Genomic DNA, 23,982 nt, shown 5'->3' on the forward strand with positions numbered 1-23,982 from the left:
CCCTCCCTTCGCATCTGGCGAAACTGTGGCGTCCGCCTTGGCGGGCACTTCGGTGCAGTCGGATGAGACGAGGGTCGGCCAACCCTCCGTCGAATCCGACGAACCCGTAAGTGTCCGAGCCGAGTGCGGCACGGAACCTCATGCGAGGGTCGGAGGCTGGCCGCCTCCGACCTCAGCACCGAGCGGAAGGGAGCGCCACTCCTCTCCGCTTCTCGATGGTCGTCCGGGGGCAACCCCGGACGGCCATCACCTTTACGGCCGGTCCTTGCCAGACCGGCCGTTTTCTTTTCCGGAACCGGGCCATGCATCCGGCATGAGAGGGGTGGCGGGAAGTGAGGGGGCGAAAAGAGAGACCGGCCCGCGTCCAGAGGACACGGGCCGGGTGAGGGTGGCCGTTGCCGGCCACCCTCGTGGGGTGGGAACGGCCGTTACCGGCCGCCATCCCGAGTTACGGCCGCTTGGGCCCGATCACGACCTTTCGGCCTCGATCAGGTCCAGGGCGGCGTCGACCAGCCCGAGGTGCGAGAACGCCTGGGGCGTGTTCCCCCAGTGCCTCCCCGTGTCGGGGTCGATCTCCTCGGCCAGGAGGCCGAGGCGACCGATGTAACCGGTCACCTTGCGGTACAGCGCCTCGGCGGACTCGTGGTCGCCGATGGCGACGTACGTCCGGACCAGCCAGAACGCGGTGATGACGAACGCCATCTCCTCGCCCGGCAGGCCATCGCCGAACTTCTTGGCGTCGTACCGCAGGAGCAGACCCTTGAACTCCAGCTTCCTCGCGATGGCGCGCACGGTCGCCCGCACGCGCCAGTCGTTGCCCGGCAGGAAGCCGAGCAGAGGGATCAGGAGGCACGAGGCGTCGAGCTCCGGGTCGCCGGGGGCGGCGGTGAAGATACCGTCGCTGCCGACTCCCGCCAGGATCTCCTTGTAGATCTCCTGCGCGGCCTTGGCCCAGTCGCGGGCCTGCTCGTCGGCGCCCCGGGCCTTGGCGATCTTGCTGCCTCGGTCCAGCGCGACCCACAGGTACAGCTCGGAGCTGGTGAAGCGCCGGGGCACGCCCCGGACCTCCCAGATCCCGCGGTCCGGCTCCCCGGAGGCCTTGATGGCACCCTGGACGAGGCGGACGACCAGCTGCCAGGTTCGAGCGGTCAGCCGGTCCTGCTGCGTCTGCCAGATCAGCTCCAGGAGCTGACCCCAGATGTCGTTCTGGACCTGGTTGTACGCACCGTTGCCGATGTGCACCGGAGCAGCGCCCTCGTACCCGGTCAGGTGCGAGAGGGTCTCCTCCACCAGGCGGGTCTGCCCGCGGAGTCCGTACATGATCTGCACGTCCGCCTCGGGGAGGCCCGCGAGGAACCTCACGAGGCGGTCCGCCGGCTCGCGGAAGCCGAGCCGGAACAGCGCCATCGCGGTCATGGCACCGTCACGACCCCAGAAGAACCGGTAGTCCCAGTTCCTCACCCCTCCCGGGTCCTCCGGGAGGGAGGTCGTGGCGGCGGCCGCGATCGCACCGCTCGGGTTGCACAGGCCCCGGAGGACCAGTGCGCTGCGGACGAGGTGGTTCCCGAACTCGTGCTCCTCGGGGATCTCGCCGCTGTCCAGCCAGGCCCGCCAGTACTCGGCGGTCTCCTTCACCAGGAGCTTGGCCTCCAGGTAGTTCTGCGGAGGCGCGTAGTCACCCCAGGCGAGGGAGATGAAGGCGCCCTCCCCCGCGTGGAGGGTACGGCGCTCCTTGAGCCGGTCGCCGTCGAACGAACGGCGGCGCAGCAGGTCGGTGGCCAGCCGGACCTCGAGACCGTCGCGCGACCGCGCGACGGACTGCTTCCACTCGGCGGGCTCGCGCCCGTAGTCGAAGACCATTTCGAGGTCGGCAGTGACCTGGACCTTCCCCTGCGTGCACCGGACGAGGCGCACCAGGGTCTGACGGGCACCGGCGCCCGGCACCATCGCGAGGACGTCCGTGACGACGAGGCAGCCCCCTTCCGGGGTCCTCCACGTCGTCTCGATCCCGAGGGACCTGGGGACGTTCTGCTCTTCGGCCGGCCTGGCCCCGTCGTTGATGCCCACGAAGAAGTGCCCCTTGCCTCCGAGGAGACCCGAGAACACCGAGGGGCCGTCCATCTCGCGCAGGCACATCCAGTGGATGTCGCCGCCCTCCGCGAGAAGGCAGGTTTCGCCGTCGGACACGTATCCGAGGGCCTCGATGCGGGGGAACCCGCTTCGAGTGTGTTGCGGACTCTTGAACATGAGTCCTTCCTCCTTGTGCTTTGAACGTTCCACCCGCGGCTCCTAGAGCCGCGGACGGGTCCGGCGTTGCCGGACACCTTTAACAGTGCCGAAATATTCGGGAAACGCAAGCGCGGTGACTTGCGGGAGGGGCTGAATGTGTGAGTGGGCAATCTGCCGTGCAGTCAATAGCCAATACGAAAGTGTCACCTGATCGTGGTGTCAGGTGCGGATGGCCCTCTCGGCGGCCTCTGTGCGGTCTGTCGCCGGACACCGTCTGAACGGGAGTTGTCCCCCCTCCGGGCGCGATGGTTCGGTCACGGGACGTGACGATGAAAACGGCGGGAGCCTCCGGGGAGTTCTTCCGGAAGCCGTCCCGCCGTTTCCGTGCGCCCTCGCCGGCGGTTCACGACGCCGCCGCTTTCAAGGGAGGGCATGCACCCCCGCAGCCTAGATCCAGAAATGGCGACACGGGCGTTTCGTAAGAGCCTGTTCACCGGGCGGCCACCCGCAGGTCTCCGCAGCTGAGTCGGCATGCACGAAGATCGTTGAGCACGACCCGGCTCCACGGAGTCGTACCCATTCATCGGTGCGACAAAGGGAGCCGGGTCACGACCGGTTCCCTTTGTGTGCACCTCGCACGAGGAGTTCCGGAAATGACGACAAACAAGAATTCTGAACGCAGGCGGTACCCCTGGCTTGGGGTGGCGCTCGGAGGCGCGGACCGGCTCAGTTCCGCGTCCGGCAAGGCCCTCCTGGACAACCGGCTGATCGGTGCGAACGGTCTGCAGGTGCAGCAGGCGACGGCGCTGGAGGCGACCTTCGGCGGTCTCCTGCTCCTGCTCCGCCTCGTCTTCTGGAGGGGCGGGGACGACAGGCCGGCCGCCGGGATGCCGGCGCGGTCCAGGCGGATCTGGTCCCTGATGACGTTCGGGGTGATCGGCATGGACAAGGCGCTGCTGTTCGCGGCCCTGTCCTTCATCCCCTTCAGCGTCACCGGAGGGATCTACTACACCGTCCCGCTTCTCATCCCCGTCATCGCGGGGTTCAGGAGCGGGAGCAGGGGGCGAGCCGCCCTCCTCACGCTCTTCGCGGCGGCCGCCGCCGTCGGTGTGGTCCTGCTCGTCCAGCGGGACGGGCCGGCTGCGGGAAGCGGCTACCTGCTCGGCGTGACCTGCGCCCTCGGCGCGGGCGTCCTGCGGACCCTGTACCTTCCCGTCACCGACCGCCTCATCCAGGGCGCGGGCCGGTTCTACACCGAGAAGGTGATCGCCTGGTCGACGCTGTCCGTCGGCGTGATCGCCGGCGGCATCGTCATGCTCACCGGGGGGTTCGCCTTCCTGAGCTGGCCGATCGTCCTGTGGGCGTTGCTGGTGGGGCTGCTGAACAACACCCTGCCCCGCATCATCCAGATGCCGGCGAGGGAGCTCGCGGGCGACGCCGTGTACGCGGTGTTCCTCACCGCGAGTCCGCTGATCGCCACGCTCGTCGGGCTGGCCTTCCTGGACACGCGGCTGATCCCGATCCAGTGGGCCGGGGTCATCGTCATCACGGTGGCCGCGGCAGCGGTCGCCCAGATGAGCTTCAGCCTCCGGGACCGGAGCCACGCGCCGCTCATCGAGCTGTCGTCGGCCACACCCGAGGCCGTCCTGCAGCACGCTCTGGACGAGCGCGGCAAGATCCTGGAGACGCTCGAACGGCTGACCCAGGAGTACGGGGACTGCGAGAAGGCCGTCGCCCTGGCGGAACGCAAGGTCGCCGAGGCCAGGCTCGCGAAGGCTCGCGCCGACGCGAGGAAGGCGGAGGCCACGGCGGTGAAGACCCGGACCGAGGCGGAGAAGGCCGCGGCCCAGGCGGAAACCGCCGCGGCGCAGAAGAACGCCGCCGAAGCCGCGGTCAGGACGGCCGAGGAGGGGGTCCGTCTCGCTCAGGAGAAGGCCCCGACCACGTCGTCCTAGCGGCGACGTACACCGCCCAGAGGCGGAGCAGGGGTGCGGAGACCACCGTCTCCGCGCATCTGAACACAGTTCGGGGCCGGGCCGGCCAACCCGCGCACCCGAACGGTGGAATCGACAACAGCGTGACGCCGGCCAGCGCCACGTATCCAGATGACGGCGGGAGGATGCATCCTCCCGCCGTCCCCTTTTCTCAGAGCCCGGCGCCGGACCGGGTGTCGTCGGTCTTGGCCGGGACGGCCTGGTGGCAGGCGACGCTGTGCTCGTCGGCGAGCGGCAGCAGCCGCGGATCCTCGGTGGCGCACCGGTCGACCGCGATCGGGCAGCGGTGCCGGAACGGGCAGCCCTCGGCGGCGGCCAGCGCGTCCGAGGCGCCGGCGGTCCGGTGCGCCGCGCCGAGCCGGGGGACGGCGTCGCGCAGCGCGACGGTGTACGGGTGGGCCGGGGCGCCGAGCACGGTGCCGATCGGGCCGGACTCCACGATCCGCCCGGCGAACAGGACGTGCACCGTGTCGCAGAGCCGGTCGACGATGGCCAGGTTGTGGGTGATCAGCAGGTAGCTCAGCCCGTGCTCGTCCCGCAGCCCCGCCAGCAGGTCCAGCACGTGGGCCTGCACGGTGACGTCCAGGGCGCTGGTCGGCTCGTCCAGGACGAGCAGCCGCGGGTCGACCGCCAGCGCCCGGGCGATGACCACGCGCTGCCGCTGCCCGCCGGACAGCTGGTGCGGGCGGCGCCCGGCGAGGGCAGGATCGAGGCCGACGTCGGTGAGCAGCTCCGTCACCGACGGGAGGTCCCCGTCCTTCCCCGCGGGCTCGCCGCCGGCGCGGCGCCTCCGGATCCGCAGCGCCTCGGAGATCGAGGCGCCGATGCGCATCCGGGGGTCGAGGGCCTCGCTGCCGTCCTGGAACACCGGCTGGACCTGCGACCGGTAAGCCGCCCGCCCCGCCCGGTCGAGCCGGGCGATGTCGCGGTCGCGGAACAGCACCCGGCCCTGCTCGGGTTTGACCAGGCCGAGCAGCGCCCGTGCGATGGTGGTCTTGCCCGATCCGCTCTCCCCGATGACGGCGACCCCGCCGGAGTTCTCCGGCACCGTGAGGGAGACGCCGCGGACCACCGGGGTCCGGTCATAGCTGACGGTGAGGTTGTCCGCGCTGAGCATGGTCACTCCCCGATCGCGGGGACCGCGTCGAGCAGTTCCCGGGTGTAGGCGGCGGAGGGGCTGTGCAGGACGTCGGAGGCCGGTCCCGCCTCGACCACACTGCCCTGCCGCATGACGACGACGTGGTCGGCGATGCCGGACACGACGGCCAGGTCGTGCGAGACGAAGACCAGCGCGATGCCGTGCTCGTCGCGCAACCGGGCCAGCAGGTCCAGGACGGCGGCCTGCACGGTGACGTCCAGCGCGCTGGTGGGCTCGTCGGCGAGGATGACGTCGGCGCGCAGGGCGACGGCCATCGCGATGGCGAAGCGCTGCGCCTGGCCGCCGGACACCTGGTGCGGGTAGCGGCGCAGCAGCCCGGGGTCGAGCAGGACGCTGCGCAGCGCCTCCTCGGTCCGCTCGCGGGCCTCGGCGCCGCGCAGGCCGTGCCGGGCGAGCACCCGTTTGAGCAGGGCCCCGAGCCGCATCGTTGGGTTGAGGGACGCCTGCGGGCTCTGGCTGACCAGGGCTATGACCGAGCCGCGCATCTTCGACAGCGTCCGGTCGTCCGCCGTCACGACGTCCGTGCCGTTGACGAGGATCTTCCCGCTGACCTGCAGCCCGTCCGTCAGCCCGAGCATCGCGTTCAGGGCGGTGGTCTTGCCCGAGCCGCTCTCGCCGACGATCGCGGCGCACTCGCCGGGGCCGACGCTCAGCTCGTCGAGCGAGGCCAGCAGCAGGTCGCCGGCCCGCACCCGCAGGTTCTCCGCAGTGAGCACCGCTTTCATCGGGTGACCTCCCGCCGGGGGTCGAGGGCGGACCGCAGGCCCTCGCCGAGCACGTTGAAGCAGAACGCGGTGATCACGATGGCCAGGCCGGGGAAGGCGACCACCCACCAGTTCGTGGTGAACAGGCTCTGCCCCTGCTGGACCATCAGCCCCCATTCCGCGGTGGGCTCCTGCGGCCCGAGGCCGAGGAAGGACAGCGCCGCGGCCGTGAGGATGACCCCGCCCGCGTCCAGGGACAGCTGGACCAGGACCGGGGTCAGCGAGTTGGGCAGGACGTGCCGCAGCACGATCCGCGTCCGGGACCCGCCGAGGCAGCGGGCCGCGTCGATGAAGCCGCGCGATCTGATGGACGTCGCGGCGACCGCGCTCATCCGGGCGTACCAGGGCCACCAGGAGGCGGTGATGGCGATGATCGCCCCCTGCGTTCCCGGATGCAGCACGAGCGCCAGCGCCACCGACAGCAGCAGCGCCGGGAAGGCCAGGAACACGTCGGTGATCCGCATGATCACGTCCCGGACGATCCCGCCCGCGTAGCCGGCGACGACGCCGAGCAGCACGCCGATGACGGCGGACAGGGTGAGCACCGCGACGGCGATCGTCAGTGAGGTGCGCGCCCCGTAGAGGACCCGGGTGAGCATGTCGCGGCCCACCCCGTCCGTGCCGAACCAGTGCTCGGCGCCGGGCGACCGCAGCGCCTCGGCCGGGTGGGTCGCGTCGGTCCCGTCGCCCGGATAGGGCGACAGCAGCGGGGCCGCGAGGGCCGCGATCACGACCAGGGCGAGGACCACGGCGCCGACGGCGGCCAGCCGGTCGGTGCGGGCCGCCCGCATCACCCGGTGCACGGGCCGTTCCCGGAGGGGCGCGACGGGGGTGTCGAGAGCGGTCATCTGATCCTCACCCGCGGGTCGATGGCGGCCTGCGCGAGGTCCACCAGCAGGTTGACGATGACGTAGGTGAACGCGATCGCGATGGTGACGCCCGCGATGGCGGGGGCGTCGGACGAGCGGATCGAGTCGGCGGCGTACCGCCCGAGCCCCGGCCAGTTGAAGATGGCCTCGACCAGGAAGGCGTTCACCAGGGAGAAGGCGAAGACGAGCGCCAGCAGCGCCAGCACCGGGCTGAGCGCGGGCCGCAGCGAGAACCGGGTCAGCACCTGCCAGCGGGTGAAGCCGAGGGCCCGTTCCAGCCGCGCGTGGTTCTGCGTCGACTCCTCGATGAGCGCGGCGCGGGTCATCTGGGCGACCACGCCGGTCGGATAGGCGGAGATCGCGGCCGCCGGCAGCACCAGATGGGCCAGGGTGCTGCCGAGGACCGCCCAGTTCCCGGTGATCAGCGCGTCCACCGCCGTGATGTTGGTGTACAGGTGCAGCGGGCTGGTGCCGTCCAGCTTGGGGTCGTACTCCCCGGCGACGGGGAGCCAGCCCAGCTTGGTGGCGAACACGTTCTGCGCGAAGAGCGCCAGCAGGAAGACCGGCACCGACACGCCCGCCATCGAGGTGATCCGGATGGATCCGTCGGCCGGCCGGCCCCGGAACCGGGCGGCGAGCACCCCGAGGGGGATGCCCACCAGCACCGCGATGATCACCCCGGTGCCGACCAGCTCCAGCGAGGCGGGGAAGGCGGTGGAGATGTCGCCGAGCACGTCCTGGCGGGTGTGCAGGCTGATCCCCCAGTCGCCCTGGACCAGCGAGGTGAGGTAGTCCCAGAGCTGGACGGGCAGCGTGTCGTCCAGGCCGAGCTCCGCGCGGGTCCGGGCGAGCTCGGCGGCGGAGGCCCGGGGCCCGGCGTAGGTCACCGCCGGGTCCCCGGGGACCAGCCGCATCACCACGAAGGTGAGCACCACGACACCGGCCACGACGAACGCGGCCTGTGCCAGGCGTCGGAGCAGGTAGCGGGTCATATCACGCAGCCGGGCTGAGGTCGTGCGCGAACACGACGTTGGGATACGCCGGGTCGTCGGTGTAGCCGTCGACGTCCGCCGAGTACGCGCGCTGGTACTGCTGGACGAACAGCGGCGCCGCGACGGCCTGGTCGACCAGGAGCTTGCGCTGGAGCGACGCGTACGACGCCTCCGCGGCGGACCGGTTCGTGGCGGTCAGCTCCGGCAGCTTGTCGATCTCACCGTCGACGCCCGAGTCGTTGAGGTAGGTGAGGTTGAAGTTGACCGGGTCGGCCGAGCGGAACAGGTTCAGGAACCAGCTGTAGGCGTCCGGGTAGTCCGGGTACCAGTACATGACGAAGACGTCCTGGCGCTTGGACGCGTCCTTGCTCTTGGCACGGTCCCACTGGGCGTCCCACTGCATCGGCTTGGCCTGGACCTTCACGTTCAGGCCCTTGAGCGCGGAGCTGAGCAGCGTCACGAACTTCTGCTGGTCGTCGTCGCCCTGCGCGTAGGTGAGGTCGAGCGTCAGCGACTTCTTGCCCGGCCCGTACCCGGCCTCGTTCAGCAGCCGCGTCGCCGCCGCGGTGTCCTGGCGCCCGGCCAGACCCGGGGTCGCCCCGGTCAGCCCGGTCGGGACGACGCCGCTGGCGGCGGTTCCCGAGCCCTTCAGCGTCGACACGAGCCCGTTGTAGTCGATCGCGGCCTGGACGGCCTTGCGGAGCTTGACGTCCTTCAGCGGACCGGCCTCGGTGTTGAAGAACGCCATGAGGTTCTGGAACGACGGAACCGAGTCGGTCTTGAGGCTCTTCATCCCCTTCGCCTGAGCGAACAGCTGCGGGTTGAGCCGGTGCACGTAGGTGACGTCACCGGCCTGCAACTGCTGCCACGCGGTGGTGACCTGCGGGGTGTTGCGGAACTCGATGCCGGTGTAGTGCGAGCCCTTCCAGCCGCCCCAGTAGTCCTTGAACTGACCCAGCCGGACCTCGGCCTCCTGCCCCTTGTTCCAGGAGGCGACCGTGTACGGGCCGGTGCCGGTGTCGTGGCCCTTCGCGACGTAGTCCTTGAGGTCTCCGCCGCCGGGCGCCTTCGTGTCGTAGATGTAGGAGGCGTAGCCGGAGGAGGAGACCAGGTCGAGCGGAGCCGCGTACTTCAGCTCGAACACCAGCGTGTGCGGGTCCGGCGTCTCGATCGCCTTCACCGGGTCCCAGATGTAGGCGGCGCCGCCCTTCATCTTCATCGTCCGCTCGATCGCGGCCTTGGCGACGCTGGAGGTCAGCGCGGTGCCGGTGTGGAACTTCACGCCGTCCCGCAGGGTGAACGTCCACTTCTTGCCGGCGTCGGACGAGGTCCACTTGGTCGCGAGCCGCGGCTCGACCTTCTTGGACTTGGTGTTGTACCGGGTCAGCGACTCGTAGACGTTCTGCATCGCGATGATCTCGTTGGAGTACGAGGTCGCGGGGTCCCAGTCGGTGACGACGTTGAGGTTGAACGAGTAGACGAACGTGCTGGACGTCGAGGCCGCCTTGCGGACGGCTCCGCCCGAGCAGCCGGTGACGGTCACGGCGACTGCCGCCGCGAGCGCCAGTGATCTTATGCGCCAGGACATGACGGGATCTCCTTGCAGGGGGACCGGACAGGGGGAGTGGGGGGCCGGGCTAGAGGTTGCCGAGCGGGCCGGCGGCCTTGACCCGCAGCCGCAGCGCGGGTTCGGGCAGGTAACTCATCGGTACTTCGGTGATCTCCACGACCTCCACTCCGGCCGGATCGGCTCCGGCCTGCACGGCCCGGCGACCGGCGACACCGGACGCCTCGGCGATGGCCTCCCTGCGGCCCTCGCCTGCCGGGATAATGGTCTCAATGGTCCCGCTGACCATGGCGATCGCCGCGCCGACGGCGTTGGCGACGTCCCCGTGGGCGGGGCGGATCACCTCGGCGACGCCGGCCAGCGCGTCGGGGATCAGGAACGACCCGCCGCCCACCGCGATCAGCGGCTGGTCGGTCTTGCCGAGGGTCATGCGGTCGACCGCGTCGGCCAGCATCTGGTCGGCCGTCTCCACCGCCGAGCCGAGCGCGCCGCGCAGCCGGTCCGGGATCGGGGCGCCGGCCGGCGCCCCGCGGCCCGCCAGCGCGCCCGCGTCGGTCATGGTGGGGGTGTCGCCGCCGAAGGTCAGCGCCTTCTCGGTGATCCGGTACCCGACCGACTGCGGCCCCACTTTCCCGTCCGGCCCGATGACGGTGCCGCCGCCGAGCGCGAGCGCGAGGATGTCGGGCATCCGGAAGTTGGTCCGCACCCCGCCGATCTCGACGCCCGCGGACGACTCCCGGGGGAAGCCGGCGTACAGCACGCCGAAGTCGGTGGAGGTGCCGCCCACGTCCGCGATGATCGCGTCGGTGAGGCCGGACAGGAAGGCCGCGCCCCGGATGGAGTTGGCCGGGCCCGAGCCGATCGTCAGCACCGGGTACCGCACGGCGTAGTCGATCGCCATGAGGGTGCCGTCGTTCTGCGCGAAGTACGTGGTGACGTCCAGGCCCCGCTCGGCGAGCGTGTGCTGAAGTCCGTCCCACACGGCGCTGATGACCCGGTAGAGGGCCGCGTTGAGGATCGTGGCGTTCTCGCGCTCCAGCAGCCCGAGCGTGCCGATCTCATGGCTCATCGAGATGGGCACCGCGTCGCCGAGCTCGTCCCGGGCGATCTCCGCCGCCTCGATCTCCTGGTCGGCGAAGGCGGGGCTGAACACGCTCGTCAGCGCGATCGCGTCGGCCTCGCCGGCGACGTCGGCGAGCACGGCGCGCAGCGCGCCGGGGTCGAGCTTGGAGATCGGCCTGCCGTCCACGTAGTGGCCGCCGGGGAGCACGGCGGTGCGCGCGGTGATCGCCGCCGACAGGTCCGCCGGCCAGGACTGCGCCGGGGGCACCGAGGTGGTGGCCGGCCCGCCGAGCCGGATCGCGGCCACCTTGCCGAGCCCCCGCCGCTCCAGGATCGCGTTGGTGGCGTGCGTGGTGCCGAGCATGACCCGGCCCACCCGCCGGACGTCCTCGCCGAGCTGGTCCAGCACCGCGGTCAGCGCCGCGTGCAGACCCGAGGAGACGTCGGCGCTCGTCGCCTGCTTCGTCCTGGCCAGGACCTCGCCCTTGGCGCTGAGGACGACCGCGTCGGTGTTGGTACCGCCGACGTCGACGCCGATGCGCAGGTCGCGGGTGACGGTGCCGCCGGGCGTACGGTCAGCCATGAGAGAGCTCCTCCACGGGCGTGTAGTCGATGTCGTAGCCGAAGGCCCGCGGGCCGGCCGTGGCGAGACCCCGCTCGGTCCGCCAGATCGGGTCGCACGGCCAGGACAGCACCGCCACCCGCTGTCCGTAGCGCAGCGACTCGGTGGAGATGGCGCCGGCGGTCTGCGCGTCCACCACGGTGATCAGGTCGGGGACGCAGGCGCGCGCCCGGCCGTCCTCCAGCGCGATCAGGTTCTCGTTCTGGATCTCCACCCGGAGCAGCCGGCCGCGGTCGTCGCCGGTGCCGTCGACGACCAGGCTGCCGCGGACGAAACCGCCGCCGGTCCGGCGCTCGACGTCGATGACCTTCCCGGTGATCAGGACGGTGGCGTCCAGCGTCGCGCACAGGGCGCCGAGCGGGTCGGAGCCCTCCTGCACGGCGTGGCCGATCGCGAGGGCCTTGCTCACCGTCCCCTCGATGACCGCGCCCCGCGCCTGCGCGCCGGTCAGCACGTAGTCGGCCATCAGCGCGGACGCCCCGCTGGCGATGCAGACCGCGCGGGAGATGCGCTCCGACCACAGCCCGTCGACCGGGCGGACCGTGGTGACGTTGCCCTGCACGTCGGCCAGGACGACGAGGTTCACCGGCCGTCCCGCCACGTACATCGAGACCATCTGGACCTCGGGAAACGCCCGTCCCATCCCGTCGGCGTCGACCAGCGGCAGGCCGAGCCGCGCCGCCCAGCCGACCGGCCCGACGCCGTTCGAGCCGCCGATCTCGCAGGCCATGACCGCCGCCACCGGACGGCCGAGGATCCGCTCGACCTCGTCCCGGATCAGCAGCGGCTCCTCGCCGCTCATCAGCATCTCGTGGGCGACGGTGGGTGCTCCGATCCCCGACAGCGGGAGGACGAGGCTGTCGTCGGGCACCTCCGACAGCGGGATGAGCGGCACCTCGCCGAACTCGTCGATCGCCCGGACCGCGGTCAGCGTGCCCGTCTCGACGTCCCCGCCGCCCCCGGTGCCCAGGATCGCGCAGCCGCGGGCGAGCGCCGGAACGTCGTCGAGAGTCACGCGACCGGTCCTCGAAGGTGTCATCTGCATGCTGGAAGAATGGTCCCACCGTCTGACCTGGCGGAAGGGTGGAGGGCACAAGGTTTCGCGAGTGTTTGTGTCGGTGGCACAATGTGGGCGTGTCCTTCGTCGCGGACCTGGTCGGGACCGGTTCCCGGATCCCCCTCACCCTGCTCGCCGGCCCGGCCGACGCCGAGCCGCTCACCTCCGTCACCGCGGTCGAGGCGCTGGCGCGGCTGCAACGCGCCCCGGAGGGCGCCCTGGTCGTCGTGACGGGACGGTCGGCCGCGAGAGCCGCCGGATACGAGCTGGACATCGCCGTCCGCACCGCCGCCGAACGCGGCGTGCCCGCGCTGGTCCTCATCGGCTGCGGACCGCTGCCGATCACCGCGGCCCGGCTGGCCGACCGGGCCCGCCTGGCCGTCCTCACGGCCGAGGAGGACTGCGACGTCGCCGAGGTCGTGCTCTACCTCGGCCAGGTCATCCGGGGCGACGCCGCCGACTCGCTCGCCCGCGCGCAGGCGGCGCTGCAGATCGTCCGCGACGTCGGCGAGGCCCCCGGCCCCGCCGAGGGCGGCGACCGCGTCGTCGCGCTGCTGGAGCGGGTCGGGGCCGTGCTCGGCCGTACCCTGACGACGACCGACGAGGCGGCGGGGCCGGCCGGCGCCGAGCCGATCTGGGTGGCGGGCCGCCGCCGGGGCGGCGTGACGGGTCCGCCCGACGACGCCGTACGGCTGGTGCTGCCCGCCGTGGCCGCCGCGATCGGCCGCCTGCGGCAGTACGCGCTGGAGCGGGCGACCGCGCCCGGCCAGACCCGGTCCGACATCCTCACCGAGCTGATCGTCAGCGAACGCGCCCAGGCGGGCGCGCTGGCCGACCGGGCCCGGCTGCTCGGCCTGGCCGTGGACGACCTGCACACCGTCATCTGGATGACCCCGGACCGGCCGCCCGGCCCGGACCCCGCCGAGCTCGCGGAACGGCGGCGGCTGTTCGACACCCTCACCCTGCGCACCCACCAGGCCCCGCAGCCGTCCGGCGAGTCGTGGAACCTCGCCCGGCTCGCCGCCGACATCGTGCTGGTCGGCACCGCCCGGGCCGAGATCCGCCAAGCGCGCGCCCTGCAGATGATCGACGCCGTGCGCGCCGCCGTGGCCGAGGAGCATCCCGGCACGGTGCTGCGCTTCGGGATCGGCACACCGCAGCGCGGGATCGAGGGGCTGCGCCAGTCGGCCACGGAGGCCCGCGCCGCGGCGGCGATCGCCGTCCGCTCCCGCGAACTCGTCCACACCTTCGACGCCGCGGGCATCAACCGGGTGCTCTCCCAGATCGCCGCCTCGGCGCTCAGCCGCCGGGTGATCGACGATCTGCTGCGCCCGCTCGACGCGCTCGGCCCGGGACGGTCGGCCGAGGCCATCGCGACGCTGTGCGCCTACCTCGATGCGCGCGGCTCGCTGAAGGCCGCCGCGTCCCGGCTGGCGCTGCACCCCAACGCGGTCAACTACCGGATCAGGAAGATCGTCGAAAGGCTCGGCGCCGACCTGTCCGACCCCGACACCGCGTTCGCCCTGCACCTGGCCTGCCGCGTCCGCCTCCGCGACTGACCCGGCGTCCGTTCCCCGGAAAAGAAAGAACCGCTCTCGTCCCGGAAATCCGGGACGAGAGCGGTCTGTTATTCAATCAATCAATCATCGCGGCCCGGAGGCCGCGTGGATCAGTTCTTCTTCTCTTCGGCCTGGATGACACCGTCCTTCTTGACGATGTCGCTGTCCTGGTTCTCGCCGACCTTGCCTTCGACAACCTCTTCCTTGGCCATATCAGTAACCCCGTTCTTATTTGCAATCAATGTGAACAAAATGACGGGTCGTGAGGACCCGCATAGTGGACTGTACAGAGCCCGGCCGAGTCGGCAACCCGTATCTTCGAATCGGGCCGAGATCTGCGGTGGACGGGCAAAGAGAACCGGCCTCCACCCCGTCGGGGATGGAGGCCGGCCACTGCATCGCCCGGATCGGTGGATACCGGACGTCGTTCAGGTAGCGATCAGCGCGCGTCGGGGCTCACGAGGGCCCAGAAGCGCTTGCCGGCATGGGGACGGCGCGGGTCGATGCGCACGGCGCCGCACCGGTGAGTCAGTTCGATCACCAGCCCGAGCCAGGTCCGGGTCAGGTCCTGCACCTCGGGCATGTCGGGGTTCCCGTCGCTCACCATGACGAGGGGGTACTTCACCCAATCGTCTTCGTCGGTGGTCCAGCCCAGCGTCAGAGTGGCTGCCGGCCCCTCGGGCTGGGCCACCCCTGCCTGCGGCCGCCAGAGCGGCTGGGCGTTGCGGATCAGTTCCATCGTGACCCGCAGCACGTCGCCCTGCACCGTCTCATGCTTGTCGGCGAAGATGCCCAGCACCGCCTGCCTGACCATCGCGTCCGTGAAGTCCTTGAGTTCGGACGACTGCTTCGCGATGACGTAAGGCACCTGCTGGTCGCTCTCGAATGCGGGCCTCCGCTGCGAAAGAGAGGCGCCGAACCCGGTCAGTCCGTTCATGGAATTGCTCCTTCTTGGTTGCGTAGCGAGAGCCGTGACGGTCACTCGCGGGTTCTACCGTCCGGACGCGACCAGGTGTGGCAACCCTTCGGTCACGCGCGCACCCGGCCGCCGGCCGGAGAAAGAAGAGCCGGCCTCCACCCTGTCGGGGCGGAGGCCGGTCCGGGTCTCTGCCGCGGCTCCCGTCAGGAGCCGCGGCGGGCGTCGGCGTGGATTGCGGCCGGCAAGCCTGTGATCAGACCTCGGCCCACACCACCTTTCCGCGCGGTGAGGCGGCCAAGCAGCCGTAGCGGGGGGCGAAGGTCCGGACGAACGAGAGTCCGCGGCCGGCGTACACCCCCCCGAAGTGGAACGGGTCGCCCTGGTCGAAGACGGCGACACGGATCTGCGGCCGGTCGGCCAGGTAGATGGTGCCGACCTCCAGGCGGACGTGGCGCGGCAGCGGAGCGTCACCCACACTGGCGAGGTCGACCCCGGTCGTGTGCTGGTAGGCGTTGAGCATGAGCTCGTACGCGAACCGCTCCGCGTTCTGCGCAGCGGCGTACGGGAGCTCCAGCTCTTCCAGCGCGTGGCGCGTCATGCGGGCCGCGCGCTCGGGAAGAACCTGTTCCGCCGCGAACAAGAGCGTCCGGAATGCAGGGAAGCTCTCGTCGTCGTAGATCTCGTACATGAGATGCCTTTCCGAGGTGTGATTTGTATGACTGCGGGTTCCGAGGACCCGCAGTAGGGACCGTCCGGGTGCGGTGGGACTAGGCAAGGTGACGATTCCGCCGTGTCCACCCCCACAGGGCGCCTCCTGGGCGTGAGGGGCGCAGACGAGTACCGGCCTCCACCTGTGAGGGTGAAGGCCGGTCGGTTCGCCGTTGCCCGGACGCCGCGTCGCCTCGGAAGCGGCTCGGCCGGGCGGTCAGGAGGCGGCGGGGTGGTCGAGTTCGTACTCGGCCACCACGCACTTCCCGTCCTTGGTGGAGATGGCCCCGTACCGGGACAGCTCCTTGCGGATCAGCGCCAGTCCTCGGCCGTTGAGGGCGGAACCGTCATCGAGGCTGCGAGCCCAGTCCGGCGGTGTCGGGTTGGGGTCGTAGACCTCGATGCGGAGGTAGTACGACCTCCCGCGCCTGATGCCGGCCAGCCTCAGGACCACGTCCTCGGAGAACGTGTCCATGGTCTGGATCTCTTCGTCGGTCAGGCCCAGCCCGTGCCGGTAGGCGTTGGTGACGAGTTCGGTCACGCCGAGCTGCGCCAGGGCCGCCTTGTGCGGCTGGCCGGAGAGAAGATTCCTCACCAGCCTGCGGGATGCCGCGGGCTCGGGGCCGAACCTGATGTGCCAGGAGCCCACGCGCGTGAAGCCCTGGTCGGAGTCCTCATACATGAGGCCCCTCCTTCGGAATCTGATTTGGATGGACTGCGAGATCTCGGAGATCTCGCGGGGTTGACCGTCCTCGCACGGTCGTGCCGGGCAAGGCGCCCGCCGCCGGACCTGTCCGACACGTCCGGCCGGGCCGTGGTGAGCAGAGCGGACCTGCGGCGGTCTCGTCTTCGTCCGGCGTGGTCGGTGCGCCGATCGGAACCGGTTGCGCCTTCGGCCGGTTTCCGGACGGATTCTCAGTGTGTTCTACCGTCGGAGTCCCGGGCTGGGTTGCTTCGGGCTGATAGCCCGCATCATTCTTCTCGTGATGATGGGCATCGTGCTGATCATCTGCGTGGCCAACCGTTCCTGGCTGCAGGCGAAGGCCGTCAACGCGATCTACGAGAACCGGCCCCAGATCCATGCCGGCAAGTACTTCGAGCCCGGCGCCACCGCGGTGGAGGACGGTGTACGGCAGACGGCCGTACTGATCAAGGACAAGCCGTACGTCCGGGTGACCTCGCCGCCCGACGAATGGCGCGAGAAGCACGAGGACGCCAAGTGCAAAGGCCGTGTCTGCACGGCCCCCGCGACCCATGAGTCCTTCACCGGTGGCGGCGCGATCGATATCGGCAGCGTGCTCGCCGGACTGCTGCTGTGCTATTTCATCTGGCTTCTGATCAACGGCGATGACGACTATGACGACCGTTACGACCGCCGTTATGACCGCCGCTATGACCGACGCTGACCGGCGCCCTGACCGAACGCGGCCCTGACCGGCCGCCGCCGGCCGAGGGTCAGCCGCAGAGCTTCCGGCCGGCCTTGACGCCTCCGCCGATCTTGTTGATGGCGGGCGGCGCGAGGCGCACCCCGTTCGCTCCGATGACGAGCCGGACGCCGTCCCGCGGACCGGCGGTGTCGGAGGTGAGCTGCGCGTCCGGGACGTCCCGTGCGAGCGCCGACGCCTGCGCCTCCGCGGCCGGTGCGTAGACGAGGCGGGTCTCCGGCGCCGCGGCGGTCTTCTCGACCTTCTTCGCCACCGTGAACCCACGCTGCCGGAGCTGCTTCACGACCCGTTTCACCTGCGCGTCCCGGGCGCCCGCGTCGACCACGGTGACGTGTACCTTGCCGGGCGGGGGCGGCGCCGGTCGCGCCGGGGCGGGCTTGACCGGCTCGGCGGGCAGCTCGTCGTCATGCCGGATCGCCTCGAACAGCGGCTTCGCGAGCTCCCCGTTCCACTGGACGCGGTTCGGGTCCGGCGCGTACCCCTCCACGGGGACGGTGACGAACCGCACCTGGCCGGCGCTCATCCCCTTCAGCCCGTCCGCCAGCTTCCGCATCCCCGCCAGATCCAGGTCGTCGTCGGTCGTCATCGACTTGGTCGCGGCCTTGAGGAACTTGTACGTCTTCGGGGGATCGGTGAGGACGGACCCGCTGGTGGCCTTGTCGACGACCGCCGCCATGAACTTCTGCTGGCGTTCGATGCGCTCCAGGTCCGAGCCGTCACCGAGCGAGTAGCGCGCGCGCACGTAGCCGAGCGCATCGTCCCCCTTCACGGTCTGCTTCCCGGCCTTCAGGTAGAGCTCGGCCCTCGGGTCCCTCACGGGCTTGTCGACGCAGATCTCGACGCCGCCCAGGGCGTCCACCATCCGCTTGAACCCGGCGAAGTCCACCTGCACGAAATGGTCGATGTGGATGCCGGTGAGCGACTCCAGCGTCTTCCACGTGCACGTCGGCCCCGCATAGGCGAACGCCGCGTTCAGCATCCCGAACTGTGCCGGGACGGTGCCGCCCTTCTCCTTCTTGCACGCCGGCATCCTCACCATGGAGTCGCGCGGAAAGCTGATCCCGACCGCCTGGTCCCGGTTCGGCGAGAGATGCAGCAGGATCGTGGTGTCCGACCGCGCCCCGGCCATCCCGGGCACCGCGTACTCCGAGTTCTCGCCCTCCCGCGTGTCGGACCCGATGAGGAGGATGTTGAGCGACTTGTTCAGCTTCTTCGGCCGGTTCGTGCCGAGCTTGTCGCTGACGTGCTTCTGCTCGATCCCGCCGACGAGGTCGTGATAGAGCCACGCCGCGCCGCCCCCCGCGGCCAGCAGCAGCGCGACCGCGACGACCGCGACCCGGCGCAGCCCCTTCCGCCGTCCGCCACGCCGCCGGGCTCTGGCGGCGGTCCCGGAGGGCGCGGCGTCGTCCGGCCCGTCATCGTCCGCCGCCTCGCCGGCCGCGGCCGACTCTTCGTCGCCGGTCACCGTCTTGTCCCCGGTCACCGTCTCTTCCGGTGCTTCGGCGTCGGCGTTGCCGTCGTCGTCCTGTCCGGACGCGTGCGGGCCGGCTGCCGCCTCGGCGTCCGCGGGGCCGTCGGTCTCGTCGCCGCTCTCCTCGGCCGCCGTGCCGCTGGGCGCGGTGGCCGTTTCGCCGTCACCCGGTTCGGGCTCACCGGTGGTCGACGCCTCTCCGGCGTCCGGGGAACCTGGGGCGGTGTCGCCGGCCGTCTCCGGGGCCGCCGGCGGTCGGCGGGCGGCCTCGTCCCCCGCGAGGTCGTCGCGGCGCGGGTCTTTGTCGCTCATCGGTCCCGTCTCGGGGGCGGGCCCTGGGGAGGGCACGTGGTCTGCGTGATCGGTCAGTCTAGGGAGGCCGCCGTCCAGGGGCGTCCGTACCTCCTGGTGTTAGATGCGCAGAACACCCGTTCTGTTGACATGTGTGCGGAAATCTGGCAACCGGGGGCGGGCGGTCTTCCGTACGATCGGTGCCGTGAACTCGGGGTGGGTGATCGGCGGGCGGTTCACCATGCTCGACCGGATCGGGGCGGGAGGAACCAGCCGTGTGTGGCGCGCCTACGACCACGCGGAGGGACGGTACTGCGCGGCCAAGCTCGTCCGGCAGCCGGGACCCACGTCGATGCTGCGGGTCGTCCGGGAACGGGCGCTGCGCATGGCGCACCCCCATGTGCTGACGCCCTACGCCTCGTGCACGGCGTACGACGATGTGCTCCTCGCCATGGACCTCGTGCGCGGGGGCTCGCTGGAGACGCTCCTCGGGGACTACGGCAGGCTCCCGCCCGGGTACGCGGCCGAGGTCCTGGACCAGTTGCTGGCCGCGCTGAGCCACATCCACGGTGCCGGGGTGGTCCACCGGGACGTCAAGCCCGCGAACCTGCTGCTGGAACCGAGTCCGGTCGGGGCGCCGCACGTACGGCTGGCCGACTTCGGGATCGCGCTGGGGGAGGCCGACCAGCGCTTCACCACCACCGGCTTCGCCGTCGGGACGCCGGGATACCTCGCGCCCGAGGTGCTCGACTGGGACCGGCCCGGCCCCCGGCAGGACCTGTACGCCGCCGGCATGGTCGCCTGGCGGATGCTGACCGGCGCCGGGGACCCCGAGCCGCGCCAGCGGATCGGCGCGCCGCCCCCCGGTGTGCCACCCCTTCTGTGGGCGGTGGTCGCCCACCTGTGCGCGGCCGACCCGGGGCGACGTCCCGCCCACGCCGACGCGGCGCGCGGGGCGCTGGCCGCGTGCCGGCTGGAACTGCGCTTCCCCGTCCGCACGCTGGACGGCGAGCCCCTGCAGATCTTCGACCACCTGGGCCCGCCGCCCGCGCCCGCCTGAGTCACCGGGCGGCCGAGATGACCACGCGGCGGTTCTTGGCTCGCCCTTCGGGGTCGTCGGAACCGTCCGGCTCGGTGTTGGGATAAGCCGGTTTCGTCTCGCCGTAGCCGGTGGCCCTGAGGCGGGACCGGGCGATGCCGCCCTCGGTGGCCAGCCAGTCGACGATGGCCTGCGCGCGGCGCAGGGAGAGGGCCTGGTTGGACGCCGTGTCGCCCTTGCCGTCGGTGTGGCCGTCGACCTGGACGGCCGCGCCGGCCGGGACCTCCCTGTCCAGCGACTCGACGATCTTCTTCAGCTCGCCCGCCGCGGCGGGCTTGATCTCGGCCGCGCCGAAGTCGAAGAGGACGTCCGCCTCGATGTTGTAGGCGATGCTGTCATCGCCCTTGATGACCTGCCCGGGCCCGGCCACATACGACTTGAGGGTGGCCCCGGGGACGCTGACGCCCGGGACGCTGACGCCCGGAACGGAGACGCCGGGCACGGAGACCTGCGGCAGGCATTCGTTGTTGTCGTTGCAGGTACGCGGGCGGTAGAGGCTGCTGCGGTAGGCCGAGGCGCGGTACAGGCTGGCGCGGTAGAGCGACGCCCGGTACACCGAGCTGACGTACTCGCCCTCCTTCGACGGCTTGCCCTGGCAGACCTCTGCGCCGGTGACCGCCTGCTGGCTGACCGCCCTGCTCGACACGGCGGCCTGCTCGACCGGCGGAGCGTCGATGCCGGGGGCCCTGACTCCGGGAATCCGCACGGCGGGAATCGTCACGCCGGGGATGGAGGTCCCGGGAATGGCGATCGCCCCGAGGCAGCCGCCCGGGGCGGGCCTGTGCTCGACGCACTGCGCCGGGACCCGCTGGGCGGGGAGGTCCACGCCCGGGATCGTCACGGCCGGGACCTTCTGGCCGCCGATCACGGCCTCCGGGATCCGCACCGGCTCGCTGTGCACGGCCGGGATCTCGACCGCCTTGATCAGCCGGCCGCCGCCGGGGCAGCTCGACGGCTCCGCCGTGGGCACGGTCGCCGCGGGCGACTCCGGCGCGCCGCCGGTCCGGTCATGCCCGCCCCCGGCTCGCTCCGGCCGCCCCTCGCCGCCGCACGCGGCCAGGGACAGACCCGCGGCCAGGACGACGGCGAAGGCTCGCGACGCTCGCCGCACGATGGTCAGCCCTTCTCGTAGGTGATCTCGACGCGGCGGTTCTTGGCGCGACCCGCGGGGTCGTCCTTGCCGCCCTGCTCGTTGGGGACGACGGGCTTGGTCTCGCCGTAGCCCCTGGCCTCGATCTGCGGGCTCGTCCCGGTCAGGGCGTTCGCCAGCTCGGCCTTGACCGCTTCGGCCCGCTGCTCGGAGAGCGCGAGGTTGTAGGCGGGGTCGCCGATGGAGTCGGAGTGCCCCGACACCTGGACGGCGCCCCGGGCGCCGCGCAGGCGGGGAGCCAGCTCGGCGATGCGGCGGCGGGCGGCGCCGGTGAGCGTCGCCTTGCCGAAGTCGAACAGGACGTCCGCCGAGATGCGGACGGTGACCTGCCCCCCGTCGCCCTCTTCCTCCTCCAGCGGGATGACCGCCTGCTGCAGGTCGATTCCGTACACGGAGGCGCCGGTCTCGATGGAATGAACGCTCTCCGCCAGGTTCTGGTCCGGCACTCCGGGGTCGGCTCCCGCCACGGCCGGGACGGCGAGCACGAGGGCCAGGACCCCCGCGAGGACGGCCGGCCGGCGCAGGCGGCTCACCGTTCGACCGGGATGTCGCGGAACGTGGGCCACGTGCCGATCTGCACGTCGACGGTCTTCACGTTCTCGGGCGGGGCGGCGAAGGTGAAGTAGAACGGAGTGACCTGGTCGTTCGTCATGTGGGTGAAGATGTCGTCGGTCTCCAGTTCCTTGCCGCCGGTGTCCTTCACCACGACGTACCGCTTGAGGTTGACCGGGTCGATCAGCGAGGTGCCGAGGCCGTGCTCGCCGTTGAGGCCGTAGGCGTTGATGCGCGTCGGCCCGCCGGGGGGGACGTGCGGGGTGAGCTGCATGGTGAGGGTGGCCAGCCTTCCCCTCGTCTTGAGGCCCATGACGGCGATGTCGATCTTGGCGCCCTGCGCCAGGGGGCTGTCGAAGGTGCCCTTCACCAGTGGCTTGGAGGCGTTGTCGAAGCTCGCCTTGCCCACCGAACCCTCGGCCTTCTTACCGCCGGACGGGGACGAGGGGGAGTTCGAGGACGAGCCCGTCCCGGGCAGCGAGCAGCCGGCCAGGCCGCCGGTGAGGAGCAGGGCCGTCGCGGTGGCGGCGGCCAGGCGATGTGCCAGACCCATCGTCGTTCCTTTCGATCTGTCACATATGCAAATGCTGTTGTTCGTGGCACCATGGCGTCATGCGCCGTAGTTCCATGTGCGGTCGCGAATCTATCGTTTGCATCTGTGAATCGTCAAGGGGGTCGGCGGGTGAGCGTCGCCGAGGACACGATCGCCCGGAACCGCGCGCTGCAGGCCGAGTGGTACGGGGAGCCGCTCGGCGACCGCGTCCGGCCGCTGCTCGGCCGCCTCGGGATGTCGCAGTCGGGGCTCGCCGGCGTGCTCGGGCTGTCGGCGCCGATGCTCTCCCAGCTCATGTCGGGCCAGCGCGCCAAGATCAGCAACCCGGCCGTCCTGCACCGCCTGATGGCGGTCGAGGACCTCGTCGCCGGGCCCGGCTTCGACGCGCTGACCGCCGCCGGGCTCCAGGCGCGCCTGGAGGAGATCAAGGGGGAGTCCGCGGCCACCACGTCGGGGATGCGCGGGGCGGTCTCGGGACGTGTTCCGACCGGGCCCGTGCCGGCGGGTCCCAAAGGCGCGGCGGAACGCGCGGCCGGACGCGGGGCGGCCGAGCCGGCCCGGCTCGTCCAGGCCCTGCTGCGCGAGGTGGCGTCCGCCGCCGAGATCGAGGCGGCCGCCGGGCTCGTCGCCGACCGCTTCCCCGACCTCGCCGAGGTGCTGCGGGTGTACGGCACCGGCCGCACGAGCGAGGCCGAGGCGCATTTCGCCCGGACGGTGCTGAAGCAGACGCCGGACGACCGGACGGTCATGCCGGAGCGGTCTCGTCTCGATTCACTTTGATCATAACGACTGGTTATGGCTCCCGGGAGCCGTGAAAGGGCGCTGAGCGGGCTAAAGTCTGTGGTCAGGGTCACATGCGGGTCTGCCTGTTATGTATGTCACAGCTCCTGGCGGGTGGCGTAGGGTCGCTTCGCTGGAAGCGCACACAAGGCGTCACCGCCCGCATGCGGCACGGTCTCCGGCCGCCGCGCGCGGCCCGGCCGGGGACGCCCTGTCGCCGGCCGCGGCGCGACGGCCGCATGGTGCGCGCGGACCGTGGTACGGGGACACGACGACCCGAGCTCAGGAGAGCGATCGATGACCACTGTGGAGGCGCCGGCCAAGTCGCGCGCCCAGATCAAGGAACGCACCCTCCGCAAGGACAACTGGCGCCTGTATCCGGTCACGACCTTCGTGATCTTCACGGCATGGGTGGTGTACGCGACCGTCCGGGCCTTCTGGGGCGCGGCCTTCTACGTCCCGGAGTTCCACTACCTGACGCCGTTCTACTCCCCGTGCCTGAACGAGATCTGCAACAACGTCACGGTGGACGGGCACACGGGCGACGCGGCGGAGTTCGGGACCTTCCTGCCGGCGGCCACCCGCGGCTGGATCCCCTTCGCGGCGATCTCGCTGCCGTTCCTGCTGCTCTTCCGGCTGACGTGCTACTACTACCGCAAGGCCTACTACCGCTCGTTCTGGGCGTCGCCGTCCGCGTGCGCCGTCCGCGAGCCGCACGGCAAGTACACCGGTGAGCGCCGCTTCCCCCTGATCGGCCAGAACCTGCACCGGTACTTCTGGCTCGCCGCCTTCGCCATCTCCCTCATCAACACCTGGGACGCGGTCCGCGCCTTCCACGGCAAGGACGGCGGGTTCGGCATCGGGCTCGGCACGATCATCCTGGTCGCGAACGTGGTCCTGCTCTGGCTGTACACGCTGTCGTGCCACTCGTGCCGGCATGTGGTCGGCGGCCGGCTGAAGAACTTCTCCAAGCACCCCTTCCGCTACCGGATGTGGGGCTGGGTGTCCAAGATCAACCAGCGCCACGGGATGTACGCCCTGATCACCCTGGGCTCGCTGGTGGTGGCCGACCTGTACGTCGCGCTGGTCGCCAGCAACACCATCTCCGACCTGCGCATCTTCAACTGAGGCCAAGGAATC

General features: G+C 71.1%; 21 protein-coding genes. 6 read left to right on the plus strand and 15 right to left on the minus strand.

Annotation, left to right across the window (positions count from 1 at the left end):
- Positions 1-468: 468 nt before the first annotated feature.
- On the minus strand, positions 469-2,247 hold the full coding sequence (locus tag AB0H37_RS12710; RefSeq protein ID WP_329094729.1) for a glycoside hydrolase family 15 protein: 1,779 nt from the start codon (positions 2,245-2,247) through the stop codon (positions 469-471).
- A gap of 635 nt (positions 2,248-2,882) precedes the next feature.
- Here AB0H37_RS12710 and AB0H37_RS12715 point away from each other — a divergent pair.
- A complete protein-coding gene (locus AB0H37_RS12715; protein ID WP_179832810.1) occupies positions 2,883-4,184 on the plus strand; it encodes a hypothetical protein in 1,302 nt (433 codons plus the stop codon).
- A 190-nt stretch (positions 4,185-4,374) separates the two neighbouring features.
- On the opposite strand, the gene AB0H37_RS12720 is transcribed toward AB0H37_RS12715, so the two are convergent.
- The 7 genes from AB0H37_RS12720 to AB0H37_RS12750 are packed head-to-tail and all read right to left on the minus strand — an operon-like array spanning position 4,375 to position 12,273.
- Positions 4,375-5,340, minus strand: a complete 966-nt coding sequence (locus AB0H37_RS12720; RefSeq protein WP_360612508.1) for an ABC transporter ATP-binding protein — start codon at positions 5,338-5,340, stop codon at positions 4,375-4,377.
- A gap of 2 nt (positions 5,341-5,342) precedes the next feature.
- Positions 5,343-6,107 carry an ABC transporter ATP-binding protein gene (locus AB0H37_RS12725; protein ID WP_179832812.1) on the minus strand — a complete coding sequence of 255 codons (765 nt, stop codon included), beginning with the start codon at positions 6,105-6,107 and terminating at the stop codon, positions 5,343-5,345.
- Complete coding sequence (locus AB0H37_RS12730; RefSeq protein WP_360612510.1) at positions 6,104-6,994, minus strand: ABC transporter permease; 891 nt, start codon at positions 6,992-6,994, stop codon at positions 6,104-6,106. The genes AB0H37_RS12725 and AB0H37_RS12730 overlap by 4 nt, the downstream gene beginning before the upstream one ends.
- Positions 6,991-8,007, minus strand: coding sequence for an ABC transporter permease (locus tag AB0H37_RS12735; RefSeq protein WP_179832814.1), 1,017 nt, complete (start codon positions 8,005-8,007; stop codon positions 6,991-6,993). Before AB0H37_RS12735 ends, AB0H37_RS12730 begins: the two co-directional genes overlap by 4 nt.
- 1 nt (position 8,008) lies before the next feature.
- Positions 8,009-9,595, minus strand: coding sequence for an ABC transporter substrate-binding protein (locus AB0H37_RS12740; protein ID WP_329094719.1), 1,587 nt, complete (start codon positions 9,593-9,595; stop codon positions 8,009-8,011).
- A 49-nt stretch (positions 9,596-9,644) separates the two neighbouring features.
- Positions 9,645-11,219, minus strand: coding sequence for a hydantoinase/oxoprolinase family protein (locus tag AB0H37_RS12745; RefSeq protein WP_329094718.1), 1,575 nt, complete (start codon positions 11,217-11,219; stop codon positions 9,645-9,647).
- On the minus strand, positions 11,212-12,273 hold the full coding sequence (locus AB0H37_RS12750) for a DUF917 domain-containing protein (protein ID WP_229810260.1): 1,062 nt from the start codon (positions 12,271-12,273) through the stop codon (positions 11,212-11,214). Before AB0H37_RS12750 ends, AB0H37_RS12745 begins: the two co-directional genes overlap by 8 nt.
- A 119-nt stretch (positions 12,274-12,392) precedes the next feature.
- Here AB0H37_RS12750 and AB0H37_RS12755 point away from each other — a divergent pair, with 119 nt between their 5' ends.
- Positions 12,393-13,874, plus strand: coding sequence for a helix-turn-helix domain-containing protein (locus tag AB0H37_RS12755; RefSeq protein WP_179832817.1), 1,482 nt, complete (start codon positions 12,393-12,395; stop codon positions 13,872-13,874).
- A 439-nt stretch (positions 13,875-14,313) separates the two neighbouring features.
- On the opposite strand, the gene AB0H37_RS12760 is transcribed toward AB0H37_RS12755, so the two are convergent.
- From AB0H37_RS12760 to AB0H37_RS12770, 3 genes are all read right to left on the minus strand, one after another.
- Complete coding sequence (locus tag AB0H37_RS12760; RefSeq protein WP_360612513.1) at positions 14,314-14,811, minus strand: hypothetical protein; 498 nt, start codon at positions 14,809-14,811, stop codon at positions 14,314-14,316.
- Positions 14,812-15,046: 235 nt separating this feature from the next.
- A complete protein-coding gene (locus AB0H37_RS12765) occupies positions 15,047-15,481 on the minus strand; it encodes a hypothetical protein (RefSeq protein WP_360612515.1) in 435 nt (144 codons plus the stop codon).
- 237 nt (positions 15,482-15,718) lie between these two features.
- Positions 15,719-16,183: an ATP-binding protein gene (locus AB0H37_RS12770; protein ID WP_360612517.1), complete on the minus strand. Its 465-nt coding sequence runs from the start codon at positions 16,181-16,183 to the stop codon at positions 15,719-15,721.
- 301 nt (positions 16,184-16,484) lie between these two features.
- Between AB0H37_RS12770 and AB0H37_RS12775 the strand changes: the two genes are divergently transcribed.
- Positions 16,485-16,907 carry a hypothetical protein gene (locus tag AB0H37_RS12775; RefSeq protein ID WP_360612519.1) on the plus strand — a complete coding sequence of 141 codons (423 nt, stop codon included), beginning with the start codon at positions 16,485-16,487 and terminating at the stop codon, positions 16,905-16,907.
- 49 nt (positions 16,908-16,956) lie between these two features.
- On the opposite strand, the gene AB0H37_RS12780 is transcribed toward AB0H37_RS12775, so the two are convergent.
- Positions 16,957-18,729, minus strand: coding sequence for an LCP family protein (locus AB0H37_RS12780; RefSeq protein WP_360612521.1), 1,773 nt, complete (start codon positions 18,727-18,729; stop codon positions 16,957-16,959).
- A gap of 184 nt (positions 18,730-18,913) precedes the next feature.
- Between AB0H37_RS12780 and AB0H37_RS12785 the strand changes: the two genes are divergently transcribed.
- Positions 18,914-19,768, plus strand: coding sequence for a serine/threonine-protein kinase (locus tag AB0H37_RS12785; protein ID WP_179832822.1), 855 nt, complete (start codon positions 18,914-18,916; stop codon positions 19,766-19,768).
- 1 nt (position 19,769) lies between these two features.
- On the opposite strand, the gene AB0H37_RS12790 is transcribed toward AB0H37_RS12785, so the two are convergent.
- The 3 genes from AB0H37_RS12790 to AB0H37_RS12800 are packed head-to-tail and all read right to left on the minus strand — an operon-like array spanning position 19,770 to position 22,062.
- A complete protein-coding gene (locus tag AB0H37_RS12790) occupies positions 19,770-20,918 on the minus strand; it encodes an OmpA family protein (RefSeq protein ID WP_360612523.1) in 1,149 nt (382 codons plus the stop codon).
- A 5-nt stretch (positions 20,919-20,923) separates the two neighbouring features.
- Positions 20,924-21,490, minus strand: a complete 567-nt coding sequence (locus AB0H37_RS12795; RefSeq protein ID WP_329094703.1) for an OmpA family protein — start codon at positions 21,488-21,490, stop codon at positions 20,924-20,926.
- Positions 21,487-22,062, minus strand: coding sequence for a hypothetical protein (locus AB0H37_RS12800; RefSeq protein ID WP_329094701.1), 576 nt, complete (start codon positions 22,060-22,062; stop codon positions 21,487-21,489). Before AB0H37_RS12800 ends, AB0H37_RS12795 begins: the two co-directional genes overlap by 4 nt.
- Before the next feature lie 129 nt (positions 22,063-22,191).
- On the opposite strand from AB0H37_RS12800, the gene AB0H37_RS12805 reads away from it, so the two are divergent.
- Together AB0H37_RS12805 and AB0H37_RS12810 are read left to right on the plus strand one after the other, a co-directional pair.
- A complete protein-coding gene (locus AB0H37_RS12805; protein WP_360612527.1) occupies positions 22,192-22,842 on the plus strand; it encodes a helix-turn-helix domain-containing protein in 651 nt (216 codons plus the stop codon).
- 297 nt (positions 22,843-23,139) lie between these two features.
- Entirely contained in the window at positions 23,140-23,970 is an 831-nt protein-coding gene (locus AB0H37_RS12810) for a hypothetical protein (RefSeq protein ID WP_179832827.1), read from the plus strand.
- The last annotated feature ends 12 nt before the right edge of the window (positions 23,971-23,982 follow it).

The sequence above is a fragment of the Actinomadura sp. NPDC023710 genome (assembly GCF_040639875.1).
GTDB lineage: Bacteria > Actinomycetota > Actinomycetes > Streptosporangiales > Streptosporangiaceae > Spirillospora > Spirillospora citrea.